The 12,603-nt window shown below is 62.1% G+C and carries 10 protein-coding genes; 6 read left to right on the forward strand and 4 right to left on the reverse strand.

Going from position 1 to position 12,603, the window contains the following annotated elements; all coding sequences use genetic code 11:
- Positions 1-93 precede the first annotated feature (93 nt).
- Entirely contained in the window at positions 94-711 is a 618-nt protein-coding gene (gene thrH / locus JV201_RS07455; protein WP_008432686.1) for a bifunctional phosphoserine phosphatase/homoserine phosphotransferase ThrH, read from the forward strand.
- Between the two features lie 330 nt (positions 712-1,041).
- Here the strand turns inward: thrH and pabB are convergent, their stop codons facing one another.
- The 4 genes from pabB to JV201_RS07475 are packed head-to-tail and all read right to left on the reverse strand — an operon-like array spanning position 1,042 to position 5,445.
- On the reverse strand, positions 1,042-2,382 hold the full coding sequence (pabB, locus tag JV201_RS07460; protein ID WP_087695202.1) for an aminodeoxychorismate synthase component I: 1,341 nt from the start codon (positions 2,380-2,382) through the stop codon (positions 1,042-1,044).
- Positions 2,383-2,387: 5 nt separating this feature from the next.
- Positions 2,388-3,374: an alpha-L-glutamate ligase-like protein gene (locus JV201_RS07465; RefSeq protein WP_003214969.1), complete on the reverse strand. Its 987-nt coding sequence runs from the start codon at positions 3,372-3,374 to the stop codon at positions 2,388-2,390.
- The gene (locus JV201_RS07470) at positions 3,374-4,906 is read right to left on the reverse strand and encodes an inactive transglutaminase family protein (protein ID WP_003214971.1); all 1,533 of its coding nucleotides are present in this window, start codon (positions 4,904-4,906) and stop codon (positions 3,374-3,376) included. The genes JV201_RS07465 and JV201_RS07470 overlap by 1 nt, the downstream gene beginning before the upstream one ends.
- A gap of 5 nt (positions 4,907-4,911) precedes the next feature.
- Positions 4,912-5,445, reverse strand: a complete 534-nt coding sequence (locus JV201_RS07475) for an ATP-dependent zinc protease (RefSeq protein WP_023659091.1) — start codon at positions 5,443-5,445, stop codon at positions 4,912-4,914.
- 272 nt (positions 5,446-5,717) lie between these two features.
- On the opposite strand from JV201_RS07475, the gene JV201_RS07480 reads away from it, so the two are divergent.
- From JV201_RS07480 to prpF, 5 genes are all read left to right on the forward strand, one after another.
- The gene (locus tag JV201_RS07480) at positions 5,718-6,431 is read left to right on the forward strand and encodes a GntR family transcriptional regulator (RefSeq protein WP_008432676.1); all 714 of its coding nucleotides are present in this window, start codon (positions 5,718-5,720) and stop codon (positions 6,429-6,431) included.
- Entirely contained in the window at positions 6,428-7,321 is an 894-nt protein-coding gene (prpB, locus tag JV201_RS07485) for a methylisocitrate lyase (protein WP_003214976.1), read from the forward strand. The genes JV201_RS07480 and prpB overlap by 4 nt, the downstream gene beginning before the upstream one ends.
- A 40-nt stretch (positions 7,322-7,361) precedes the next feature.
- Positions 7,362-8,489, forward strand: coding sequence for a 2-methylcitrate synthase (prpC, locus tag JV201_RS07490; RefSeq protein WP_177008963.1), 1,128 nt, complete (start codon positions 7,362-7,364; stop codon positions 8,487-8,489).
- A gap of 201 nt (positions 8,490-8,690) precedes the next feature.
- A complete protein-coding gene (acnD, locus tag JV201_RS07495) occupies positions 8,691-11,285 on the forward strand; it encodes a Fe/S-dependent 2-methylisocitrate dehydratase AcnD (protein WP_219406696.1) in 2,595 nt (864 codons plus the stop codon).
- Between the two features lie 42 nt (positions 11,286-11,327).
- Positions 11,328-12,518, forward strand: a complete 1,191-nt coding sequence (prpF, locus tag JV201_RS07500) for a 2-methylaconitate cis-trans isomerase PrpF (RefSeq protein WP_219406697.1) — start codon at positions 11,328-11,330, stop codon at positions 12,516-12,518.
- Positions 12,519-12,603: the final 85 nt, after the last annotated feature.

Consider the following 12,603-nt stretch of genomic DNA (forward strand, 5'->3'; position numbering starts at 1 on the left):
AATCCCGCCTGCGTTGCGGCGGCCAGCGTGAATCGCTAGAGTTCGGCAGTCCTTTTGCTCGCTCAACTCAATAACTTTAAATGGGAGTGTCTTGTGGAAATTGCCTGTCTCGACCTGGAAGGGGTGCTGGTTCCGGAAATCTGGATCGCCTTCGCCGAAAAAACCGGTATTGAATCCTTGCGGGCCACCACCCGGGACATCCCCGACTACGACGTGCTGATGAAACAGCGCCTGCGCATTCTTGATGAGCATGGGCTGAAGCTCTCGGACATCCAGGAAGTGATCGCCACCCTCAAGCCGCTGGACGGCGCCATCGAGTTCGTCAATTGGCTGCGCGAGCGCTTCCAGGTGGTGATCCTGTCTGACACCTTCTATGAGTTCTCCCAGCCGCTGATGCGCCAACTGGGTTTCCCGACCTTGCTGTGCCACCGGTTGATCACCGACGAGAGTGACCGGGTGGTGAGCTACCAACTGCGTCAGAAAGATCCCAAGCGTCAGTCGGTGCTGGCCTTCAAGACCTTGTACTACCGAGTGATTGCCGCCGGTGATTCCTACAACGACACCACCATGCTCGGTGAAGCGGATCGCGGGATTCTGTTCCACGCGCCGGAGAACGTGATTCGCGAGTTCCCGCAGTTCCCGGCGGTGCATACGTTTGAGGATTTGAAGAAGGAGTTCATCAAGGCGTCGAATCGTTCGTTGAGCCTGTAAGTTCTTTGGCGTGGCTGACGCCTTCATCGCAGGCAAGCCAGCTCCCACATGTTGACCGCGCTCCCCTGTGGGAGCCGGGCTTGCCCGCGATGGGGCCGGTATGGCCACTGCACAGCCTAGACCCCTGCCAGCAAACTCTCATAAGGAATGCGCAATCTCGGAAATCTTTCCTGACAAGTAGGCAGTCGTTTCATGTGATCCTTCACAGACGGCTGGTGGACGGTTGAAACCGGACGCTATCCTCCGGCTTCGACCCCGTCTACTTCGGTACTGATTCAGGTCTTTTCTGCTGCGTGGCTCTACGTCAGCGAGCCAGGAAGGGGCTGGGTGCTACAGGCTTTCCAAGGTTTGTAACAACACCCGCACCTTGGTCATCGACTCCTGATACTCCGCCTGCCACTCCGAGTCCGCGACAATCCCGCCGCCGCCCCAGCAGCACACCTGACCATCCTTGACCAACAGGCTGCGAATGGCGATGGAGCTGTCCATCTCGCCGCGCACGTCCAGATACACCAGCGAACCGCAATACAACCCGCGCCGGGTCGGCTCCAGCTCGTCGATGATCTGCATCGCGCGAATCTTCGGTGCGCCGGTGATGGAGCCGCCGGGGAAGCTGCCGGCGATCAGGTCGAGGGCGTCTTTATCGTCCGCCAGCTCACCGGTGACGCTGCTCACCAGATGATGCACGTTGGGATAGCTTTCCAGGCTGAACAACTCCGGCACTTTCACCGAGCCGGTACGGCAGGTGCGGCCCAGGTCGTTGCGCAGCAGGTCGACGATCATCAGGTTTTCGGCACGATCCTTGGGGCTGGCCAGCAATTCAGCGGCGTTGGCTGCATCTTCCTCAGGCGTCGCACCCCTTGGCCGGGTGCCCTTGATCGGGCGGGTTTCCACCTGGCGCTGGCTGATTTTGACGAAGCGTTCCGGCGACAAGCTCAACACTGCGCCGTCGTCCGGCAGGCTCTGGAACCCGGAAAACGGCGTCGGGCAGGCTTCGCGCAAGGCGCAGTAGGCCACCCACGGATCGCCACTGCACGGAGCACGGAAACGTTGGGCAAAGTTGACCTGGTAGCAGTCACCGGCCTGGATGTAGTCCTGGATACGGGCGAGGGCGTGCTGGTAGGTGTCGGCTGTCACGTCCGGGGCCATTGGGCCTTGCAGCTTGAAGGTGGCCGATGCGCTGATGGTCGGCTGACCGAACAAGGTAATCAGGCGTTGCCGTTCGCTTTCCGCCAGTTTGGGGTGGAACACCAGTTGGCTGGTCTGCGCCTGGTGATCGCTGATCAAGGCCCAGGCGTACAGGCCAAAGCGTGCATCCGGCAGGTGCAGGTCGTCCACCGCCAGGTGCGGCAGGTGCTCAAGATGACGACCGAAGTCGTAGCTCAGGTAGCCGATGAGGCCGCCGGCAAACGGCAGTTCGTAGGGCGCGGGGATCGTGGCTTCACCCAGCAACGTCAGGTTTTCCCGCAGGCGCTGCAGGAAATCACTGCCGCTTTCGTCGGGCAGTACCGCCAGGGTCGTCTCGGGCCAGGCGCTCAGCAGGTCATAACGGCCGCGCTCGGCCGCCGGTCGGCCACTGTCCAGCAGCACCGCGCCGGGCGCATGGCGGATTGCTGCAAAGTATTCGGCAGGGTTGGCCCGGTAGGGCAGCGGGTGTACGGAGCAGGTCACTGGGTTTATCCCTCGACCGCCGGAATATGCCCAAACATTTCCTGCACAAACTTAACCCGTTCCTCCGGTGTTTCCGTTACGCCCGCCGCCTTCAGCTCTTCCAGTCGAGCCTCCACGGCATGGGTGCGCAAGGTCAGGCCGCAGTCGTTGGCAATCTGGATGTTCAGCCCCGGGCGAGCGTTAAGTTCCAGGATCAACGGACCCTTTTCCTGGTCCAGCACCATATCCACGCCGATATAGCCCAGGCCGCACAGCTCGTAGCAGCCGGCGGCGAGCTTCATGAAACCGTCCCAGTTGGGCAGTTGCACGCCGTCCACCGCATTGGTGGTGTCGGGGTGCTTGGTGATGATGTTGTTCAGCCAGGTGCCGCGCAGGGTCAGGCCGGTGGCGAGGTCGACACCCACGCCAATCGCGCCCTGGTGCAGGTTGGCCTTGCCGCCGGACTGGCGGGTGGGCAAGCGCAGCATGGCCATCACCGGGTAGCCCATCAGCACAATGATGCGGATGTCCGGTACGCCTTCGTAGCTGATGCTCTTGAAGATCTGGTCGGGCACCACCCGGTATTCGATCAGTGCCCGGTCCCGGTGGCCGCCGAGGGAATACAGGCCGGTGAGGATGCTGGAAATCTGATGCTCGATTTCTTCATGGCTGATGATCTTGCCGGAGACGGTCCGGTAGCGCCCTTCAAAACGGTCGGCGATCACCAGGATACCGTCACCACCGGCGCCCTGGGCCGGCTTGATCACGAAGTCGCTGCGCCCGCCGATGATCTCGTCGAGCTTGTCGATTTCCTTCTCGGTGGAAATGACCCCGTACATTTCCGGCACGTGGATGCCGGCGGCCATGGCCCGTTCCTTGGTGATGATCTTGTCATCGACGATCGGATACAGGCTGCGCTTGTTGTACTTGAGCACGTAGTCGGCATTTCGCCGGTTGATGCCCATGATCCCCCGCGCTTCCAGGGCCTTCCAGGTCTTCCAGAAGCCGAACATTACGAGTCAGCCTTGAGGAAGGCCTTGAAACGCACCAGTTCGGTCAGGCGGTAGCCGCGATAACGACCCATGGCCAGCATGAAGCCCACCAGGATCAACAGGATCGCCGGGAAGGTGAACACGAAGTAGATCAGTTCCGGCACGCTCATGATGATGTGCGCCAGGGAAGCGGCGAACAGCGTGCCGATCGCGACTTTCATCGCATGGCCGCCACCGCGTTCTTCCCAGGTAATCGACAGGCGTTCGATGGTCATGGTCAGGATCACCATCGGGAACAATGCCACCGACAGCCCGCGTTCCAGGCCGAGCTTGTGGCTGAACAGACTGATGGCGGCGATCAGCACCACCACGAAGGTCAGCACCACCGAGAGCCTCGGCAGCATCTGCAGCTTCAAGTGTTCCAGGTAAGACCGAAGCGACAGCCCCAGCGCCGTAATAATGGTGAACAGCACAATCCCGAAGCCCAGCTGCGTCTCGCGGAACGCCAGGGCAATCAGCACCGGCGTAAACGTGCCGAGGGTCTGCAGGCCGATCAGGTTGCGCAGGATCAGGATCACCAGCACGCCAATCGGGATCATCACCATGATCATGAAGGTCTGCTGGGTTTGCAGCGGCAGGCCGTACAGCGAGTATTCGAGGAAGTTGGCGTCGGTGTTTTCGTCCGTCAGCTTGGCCAGGCGAATCGCGTTCATTTCGCTGTTGTTGAGGCTGAAGGTCACCATGGCCTTCTTGCCGCCGTCGACGGTGATCAGGTTTTCATCACCGGTCCACCACAGCAGGCGGTCGGCCGGCAGGCCTTGCTCGCCGGTGTCGGGGTTGAAGTACAGCCAGTCGTTGCCATTGAAACTGCGCAGCCAGAGTTCCGGGGTTTGCGGCTGGTCGGCCACCAGGCGGATGGTGTGGACCTTTTCCACCGGCACGTGGGCGATGGACAGCAGCAACTCGACGATCTTGGCCTTGTGCGGCGTCGACGGATCGCCCGCCAGCAGCAGCTTCACGTTGTCGTCGTTGAGGTTGTTGGTGCGCTTGATGGCTTCGCTGATAAAGGTCTCGACGTCGGCCGAGTGCTGGCGGATCGGCGCCAGCAGGGCTTCGGCGGCGATTTTTTCCGGGCCTTCGACGGCGATGCTGTCGCGGAAGGTCGGGCCCTTGACCTTGACCTTTTCACCGCTGTAACGCTTGGTCAGCACCAGGCGGTAGTAGAGGGTCTGGTTGCCCTTGGCCCGGCGTGCCGACCAGGTGACCTTGCGGTTGCCGTCGAGGCGATTGACGCTGACGCCGTAGTTATTCGAGATAAAGCTTTCATTCAGGCTGACGAAGTCGCGGCTCAGTGGCGGCACGAACATCTGGATTTTCACCGGGTCCTTGGCGCTGGCGACGAACTCGACCTTGGCGTCGATGTTCCACAGGTCGTCGGTGGCGTCCTCGGTGACGGGAATCCCCAGCACGAAAATCTGATAGGCGGTGACCGAAATGCCCAAGACCACCAAAACGGCAATCAGGATTTTCAGGTGCAGATTAAGAGAGCGCATTCAAATTACTCAGCGGTATGAGCGTCGGAGGCGCAGGCAGGTTTGCCCGCCGCGTATTTAAGACTGGGGTCGACCAGCGCATCAAAGCGTTTCAGCGCTTCGGAGCCGATCAGCAGCGGGTATTGGAAGGCGCTGCGGTCAGTCAAGTTCACTTCGATACTGCGTAAAGCGGTGCCCATGCAGATGTCCAGGGCGATGACTGGACGGGCGGTGTAGTTCTTGTCTTCATCGGGGTCGTAGTCACCGGCGCGGCGCTTGATCTTGCTCACGCGGGCCAGGGGACGCTCGATGGGGTGGGAGTGTGCGGTGTCGATGGCCAGGTAGAAGCGCACCCAGGACTCGCCGTTGCGCTTGAAACGCTTGATGTCACGGGCGCTCAAGGACGCGGTCTTGGCGCCGGTGTCGAGCTTGGCGGCCACTTCCAGGTCAATGCCGGCCAACTTGGCGTATTCATTGAGTCCATACACGGTCTTCTCGGCAGCAACGCCAAGGCCCGGGATAAACAGTAGAAGCAAAAGGGGGAAGGGCTTGAGTCTCATAAATCCTGACGCGGTGCAGTGCGATGTTCAATTCAAGGCGACTGGCATTGCTGCGCAAGCTCCCTCGTGCGCCTTTTCATCCAGGGATGTGAGGCAAAAGTGGCCGGCATTCTAACATGAAGGTTTTCTGGCGCCAGCGCTGGCAGCCGGCCATGCCCCGATAGAGTGCAAGGCGGGTTATTAGACGATTGTCGACAATGTGTATTTATTCTTTGACTATCCGGGGCTGATTGGCTAGTTTTTGCGGCACTGCTTTTAAAGGTGTCGACAATATGCTGGATCAACTGGAAACCCCAGTGATGGCCCAAGACGATTCCCAGACCATGTCCGAGAACGTCTTCCGGCGTATCCAGGCCGCCATCGTCAAGGGCGAAATCGCCCCCGGCAGCAAGATCTCCGAGCCGGAACTGGCGCGCACCTATGGCATCAGCCGTGGCCCGCTGCGCGAGGCGATTCATCGCCTGGAAGGCCAGCGCCTGCTGGTGCGCATCCCCCATGTGGGCGCGCGAGTGGTCTCGTTGAGCCATGAAGAACTGATCGAACTCTACGAAATCCGCGAATCCCTGGAAGGCATGGCCTGCCGCCTGGCCGCCGAGCGCATGACCGACGCCGAGATCGAAGAGCTGCGCCAGGTGTTGCACACCCACGAGCGCGATGCGGCCTTCCAGGCCGGTGTCGGCTACTACCAGCAGGAAGGCGACTTCGATTTTCATTACCGGATAATTCAAGGCGCCGGTAATCGCACCCTGACCCAAATGTTGTGCGGCGAGCTGTATCAGTTGGTGCGCATGTACCGCATCCAGTTCTCCGCCACCCCCAATCGTCCACGCCAGGCCTTTGCCGAGCATCACCGCATTCTTGACGCGATTGCCGATCGCGACGGTGAACTGGCCGAGTTGTTGATGCGCCGGCATATCGGTGCCTCCAAACGCAACATTGCCCGTCACTTCCCGGACGGCGCTCCCCAATCACGAGGTGAGTCATGAGTTCCAATAACAACACCACTCCAGGCCAGCGTTTCCGTGACGCGGTTGCCAGCGAGCACCCGTTGCAGGTAGTCGGCGCGATCAACGCCAACCATGCGCTGCTGGCCAAGCGCGCCGGCTTCAAGGCGATCTACCTGTCGGGTGGCGGGGTGGCTGCCGGCTCCCTCGGTGTGCCGGACCTGGGCATCACCGGCCTGGATGACGTGCTGACGGACGTGCGCCGCATCACCGACGTGTGCGACCTGCCGCTGCTGGTGGACGTGGACACCGGTTTCGGCTCCTCCGCGTTCAACGTGGCGCGCACCGTCAAGTCGATGATCAAGTTCGGCGCGGCGGCGATCCATATCGAAGACCAGGTGGGCGCCAAGCGTTGCGGCCATCGCCCGAACAAAGAAATCGTGTCCCAGCAGGAAATGGTCGACCGCATCAAGGCTGCGGTGGATGCGCGTACCGATGACAGCTTCGTGATCATGGCCCGCACCGACGCACTGGCCGTGGAAGGTTTGGAATCCGCCCTGGAACGTGCGGCCGCCTGCATTGAGGCCGGCGCCGACATGGTGTTCCCGGAAGCCATCACTGAGCTTGAGATGTACAAGCTGTTCGCCTCTCGCGTGAAAGCGCCGATCCTGGCCAACATCACCGAATTCGGTGCGACACCTCTCTATACCGTCGATCAACTGAAATCTGCGGATGTTTCCATCGTCCTGTACCCGCTCTCGGCCTTCCGCGCCATGAACAAGGCCGCCGAGAACGTCTACACCGCGATCCGTCGCGACGGCACCCAGCAGAACGTGATCGACACCATGCAAACCCGTATGGAGCTTTACGATCGCATCGACTACCACACCTTCGAGCAGAAGCTCGACGCGCTGTTCGCCGCCAAGAAGTAACGCGAGCGCCTCACTAATAACTAAAAGATTGGAGATAACCATGGCCGAAGCAAAAGTACTCAGTGGAGCTGGCCTGCGTGGCCAGGTTGCCGGGCAGACCGCACTGTCCACCGTGGGCCAGGCCGGTGCCGGCTTGACCTATCGCGGCTACGACGTGCGCGAACTCGCCGCCGATGCCCAGTTTGAAGAAGTCGCCTACCTGCTGCTCTACGGCGAACTGCCGACCAAAGCCGAACTGGCTGCCTACACCGCCAAGCTCGGCAAACTGCGCGACCTGCCCCAGGCGCTGAAAGAAGTGCTGGAACGCATCCCCGCCGACGCGCACCCGATGGACGTGATGCGCACCGGTTGCTCGTTCCTGGGCAACATCGAGCCGGAGAGAGACTTCAGCGTGCAGCGCGACGTGACCGACCGCCTGCTGGCCGCGTTCCCGGCGATCATGTGCTACTGGTACCGCTTCAGCCACGACGGCCAGCGCATCAACTGCGTGACCGACGAGCCGAGCATCGGCGGGCACTTCCTGCACCTGCTGCACGACAAGAAGCCCAGCGACTTGCACGTCAAGGTGATGAACGTGTCGCTGATTCTCTACGCCGAGCACGAATTCAACGCCTCGACCTTCACCGCCCGCGTGTGTGCGTCGACCCTGTCGGACCTGTATTCCTGCGTGACTGCCGCCATCGGCTCCCTGCGTGGCCCGCTGCACGGCGGCGCCAATGAAGCGGCGATGGAGATGATCGAGCGTTTCTCTTCCGCCCAGGAAGCGGTGGAAGGCACCCTCGGCATGCTGGCGCGCAAGGACAAGATCATGGGCTTTGGCCACGCGATCTATAAAGACAGCGACCCGCGTAATGAAGTGATCAAGGCCTGGTCGAAAAAACTCGCCGACGAAGTGGGCGACACCGTGCTGTTCCCGGTTTCTGAAGCCATCGACAAGACCATGTGGGAGCAGAAGAAACTGTTCCCCAACGCCGACTTCTACCATGCCTCGGCGTACCACTTCATGGGCATCCCGACCAAGCTGTTCACCCCGATTTTCGTCTGCTCGCGGCTGACAGGATGGGCAGCTCACGTGTTCGAGCAGCGAGCCAACAACCGCATCATCCGTCCGAGCGCCGAGTACATCGGCGTTGAGCAGCGCAAGTTCGTGCCAATCGAACGTCGCTGAGTGGAGAAACCGCTGATCTTGGGGTGAAACCGGATCAAAAAGGTGGGAGCGGGCTTGCTCGCGAAGGCGGTGTGACAGTCGCCATGTGTGTTGAATGACACACCGCCTTCGCGAGCAAGCCCGCTCCCACATTTTGATCGCATTCCACCTTGGATCAGCACCGGTTCTTCCTTTTGCAACTACTGTGACCGAGTCCTGACGATGAACACTGAACACCGCAAACCGCTCCCCGGCAGCCGCCTCGATTTCTTTGACGCCCGCGCGGCAGTCGATGCAATCACCCCCGGCGCCTACGCCACACTGCCGTACACCTCCCGCGTACTCGCGGAGAACCTGGTGCGTCGCTGCGACCCCGCAACCCTCAATGCCTCCTTGAGCCAACTGATCGAACGCAAGCGCGACCTCGATTTCCCATGGTTCCCGGCCCGCGTGGTGTGCCACGACATCCTCGGCCAGACCGCCCTGGTGGACCTTGCCGGCCTGCGCGACGCCATCGCCCTGCAAGGCGGTGACCCGGCCCAGGTCAACCCGGTGGTGCCGACCCAACTGATCGTCGACCACTCCCTGGCCGTCGAAGCCGGTGGTTTTGACCCGCAGGCGTTCGAGAAAAACCGCGCCATCGAAGACCGTCGCAACGAAGACCGTTTCCACTTTATCGAATGGACCAAAAAGGCCTTCAAGAACGTCGACGTGATCCCGCCGGGCAACGGCATCATGCACCAGATCAACCTGGAGAAAATGTCTCCGGTGATCCAGGTACGTGACGGCGTGGCCTTCCCGGATACCTGCGTCGGCACCGACAGCCACACGCCTCACGTTGATGCCTTGGGCGTGATCGCCATCGGCGTTGGCGGCCTTGAAGCAGAGAGCGTGATGCTCGGCCGCGCCTCGTGGATGCGCCTGCCGGAAAGTGTTGGCGTGGAGCTGACGGGCAAGCTGCAACCGGGCATCACCGCCACCGACATGGTGCTGGCGCTGACCGAGTTCCTGCGCAAGCAGAAGGTCGTCGGTGCGTGGCTGGAGTTCTTCGGTGAAGGTGCTTCGGCGCTGACTCTGGGCGACCGCGCCACCATCKCCAACATGGCCCCGGAATAYGGCGCCACCGCCGCGATGTTTTACATCGACCAACAGACCATCGCCTACCTGAAACTCACCGGTCGTGAAGACGAGCAAGTCACCCTGGTGGAGCAGTACGCTCGCCACACCGGCCTGTGGGCGGACGACCTCAAGGGCGCGCAATACGAGCGTGGCCTGAGCTTCGATTTGTCCTCGGTGGTGCGCAACATGGCCGGCCCGAGCAACCCCCACGCCCGCGTCGCCACCAGCGACCTGGCGGCCAAGGGCATCTCCGGCCAGTGGGATGACGTGCCGGGGCAAATGCCCGACGGCGCGGTGATCATCGCGGCCATCACCAGTTGCACCAACACCAGCAACCCGCGCAACGTGATTGCCGCCGGCCTGCTGGCACGCAATGCCAACAAGCTCGGCCTGGCCCGCAAGCCGTGGGTCAAGTCGTCCCTGGCACCGGGTTCGAAAACCGTCGCGATGTACCTCGACGAAGCCGGGCTGACCACCGAACTGGAGCAACTCGGTTTTGGTGTCGTGGCGTTCGCCTGCACCACCTGCAACGGCATGTCCGGCGCACTCGACCCGGTGATCCAGCAAGAGATCATCGACCGCGACCTGTACGCCACCGCCGTGCTTTCGGGTAACCGCAACTTCGACGGCCGTATCCACCCGTACGCCAAGCAAGCGTTCCTCGCGTCGCCGCCGCTGGTGGTGGCCTATGCGATTGCCGGCACCATCCGTTTCGACATCGAAAAAGACGTGCTGGGCCTGGACGCCAACGGCAAGGAAATCCGCCTCAAGGACATCTGGCCAAGCGACGAAGAAATCGACGCGGTGGTCAAGGCGTCGGTCAAGCCGGAGCAGTTTCGCCAGGTGTACATCCCGATGTTCGCGATCCACGAAGACACCGGCCCGAAGGTCACGCCGCTGTACGACTGGCGCCCGCAGAGCACCTACATCCGTCGCCCGCCGTACTGGGAAGGTGCCCTGGCCGGTGCACGTCCGCTCAAGGGCATGCGCCCGCTGGCGGTGCTGCCGGACAACATCACCACCGATCACCTGTCGCCGTCCAACGCGATCATGCCGGGCAGCGCCGCGGGCGAATACCTGGCGAAAATGGGCCTGCCGGAAGTCGACTTCAACTCTTACGCGACCCATCGTGGCGACCACTTGACCGCGCAGCGCGCCACCTTCGCCAACCCGAAACTGTTCAATGAAATGGTGGTTGAAGACGGCAAGGTCAAACAGGGTTCGCTGGCGCGCCTGGAGCCGGAAGGCAAGGTCACGCGCATGTGGGAAGCCATCGAAACCTACATGGAGCGCAAGCAGCCGCTGATCATCATTGCCGGCGCCGACTACGGCCAGGGTTCGTCCCGGGACTGGGCGGCCAAGGGCGTACGCCTGGCCGGTGTTGAAGCGATTGCCGCCGAAGGTTTCGAGCGCATCCACCGCACCAACCTGGTGGGCATGGGCGTGCTGCCGCTGGAGTTCCTGCCGGGCACCGACCGCAAGACCCTGAAGATCGACGGCACTGAAACCTACGACGTGATCGGCGAACGCACCCCGCGCGCGCAACTGACGTTGCTGATCAACCGCAAGAACGGCGAGCGTGTCGAGGTGCCGGTGACCTGCCGGCTGGACACGGCTGAAGAAGTGTCGATCTACGAGGCGGGCGGCGTGTTGCAACGTTTTGCCCAGGACTTCCTGGAATCGGCTGTAACTGCCTGACAACTGCGGCCGGGGCCAACGCCCCGGCCCATGAGGACCACCATGGCACACGTACCGCAGATCAAGATTCCCGCCACCTACATGCGTGGCGGCACCAGTAAAGGCGTGTTTTTCAGCCTCAAGGATTTGCCCGAGTCGGCCCAGGTGCCGGGCGCGGCGCGGGATGCGTTGTTGTTGCGGGTGATCGGCAGCCCCGACCCGTATGACAAGCAAATCGACGGCATGGGCGGCGCGACGTCCAGCACCAGCAAAACCGTGATCCTGGCCAAAAGTACCCGCGCCGATCACGACGTGGATTACCTGTTCGGCCAGGTGTCCATCGACAAACCGTTCGTGGACTGGAGCGGCAACTGCGGCAACCTGTCGGCGGCGGTGGGTTCGTTCGCCATCAGCGCCGGCCTGGTAGATGCCGCGCGCATTCCGCACAACGGCGTGGCCGTGGTGCGGGTGTGGCAGGCGAATATCGCCAAGACCATCATCGCTCACGTACCGATCACCGACGGCGCGGTGCAGGAAACCGGCGACTTCGAACTCGACGGCGTGACCTTCCCGGCCGCCGAGGTGCAGCTGGAATTCATGGACCCGGCGGCGGAAGAAGAGGGCGGCGGTGGCTCGATGTTCCCTACCGGCAACCTGGTGGATGACCTGGAAGTGCCGGGTGTCGGCACGTTCAAGGCGACCCTGATCAATGCCGGGATCCCCACCATCTTCATCAACGCCCAGGACCTGGGCTACACCGGCACCGAGTTGCAGGGCGCGATCAATGGCGACCCCAAGGCCCTGGCGATGTTTGAAACCATCCGCGCCCATGGTGCGCTGCGCATGGGCTTGATCAAACACCTGGACGAAGCGGCCCAGCGTCAGCACACGCCGAAGGTGGCGTTTGTGGCGCGGCCTGCGGACTACGTGGCGTCCAGCGGCAAGGCGATCAGGGCGGGTGATGTCGACCTGCTGGTGCGGGCGCTGTCCATGGGCAAGTTGCACCACGCGATGATGGGCACGGCGGCGGTGGCGATTGGCACGGCGGCGGCGATTTCCGGCACGCTGGTGAATTTGGCGGCGGGCGGCGTGGAGCGCAATGCGGTGCGGTTCGGGCATCCCTCCGGGACGTTGCGCGTAGGCGCCGAGGCCAGCCAGGTCGACGGTGAATGGGTCGTAAAAAAAGCCATCATGAGCCGCAGTGCGCGAGTGTTGATGGAAGGGTTCGTACGCGTCCCCGGCGACTCTTTCTAACCGATCGTTCCCACGCTCTGCGTGGGAATGCATCCCGTGACGCTCTGCGTCACCCTTGCGCCGTACGGGACGCGAAGCGTCCAAG

It is taken from the genome of Pseudomonas sp. Colony2, assembly GCF_019382755.1.
Taxonomy (GTDB): domain Bacteria; phylum Pseudomonadota; class Gammaproteobacteria; order Pseudomonadales; family Pseudomonadaceae; genus Aquipseudomonas.

Bases quoted from the DNA above. Each gene is read 5' to 3' on its own strand.
- JV201_RS07470 (WP_003214971.1), bottom strand. From the start codon at position 4,906: ATGCGCTCTCTTAATCTGCACCTGAAAATCCTGATTGCCGTTTTGGTG.
- prpB (WP_003214976.1), top strand. From the start codon at position 6,428: ATGAGTTCCAATAACAACACCACTCCAGGCCAGCGTTTCCGTGACGCG.
- JV201_RS07475 (WP_023659091.1), bottom strand. From the start codon at position 5,445: ATGAGACTCAAGCCCTTCCCCCTTTTGCTTCTACTGTTTATCCCGGGC.
- prpC (WP_177008963.1), top strand. From the start codon at position 7,362: ATGGCCGAAGCAAAAGTACTCAGTGGAGCTGGCCTGCGTGGCCAGGTT.
- prpF (WP_219406697.1), top strand. From the start codon at position 11,328: ATGGCACACGTACCGCAGATCAAGATTCCCGCCACCTACATGCGTGGC.
- JV201_RS07465 (WP_003214969.1), bottom strand. From the start codon at position 3,374: ATGTTCGGCTTCTGGAAGACCTGGAAGGCCCTGGAAGCGCGGGGGATC.
- JV201_RS07480 (WP_008432676.1), top strand. From the start codon at position 5,718: ATGCTGGATCAACTGGAAACCCCAGTGATGGCCCAAGACGATTCCCAG.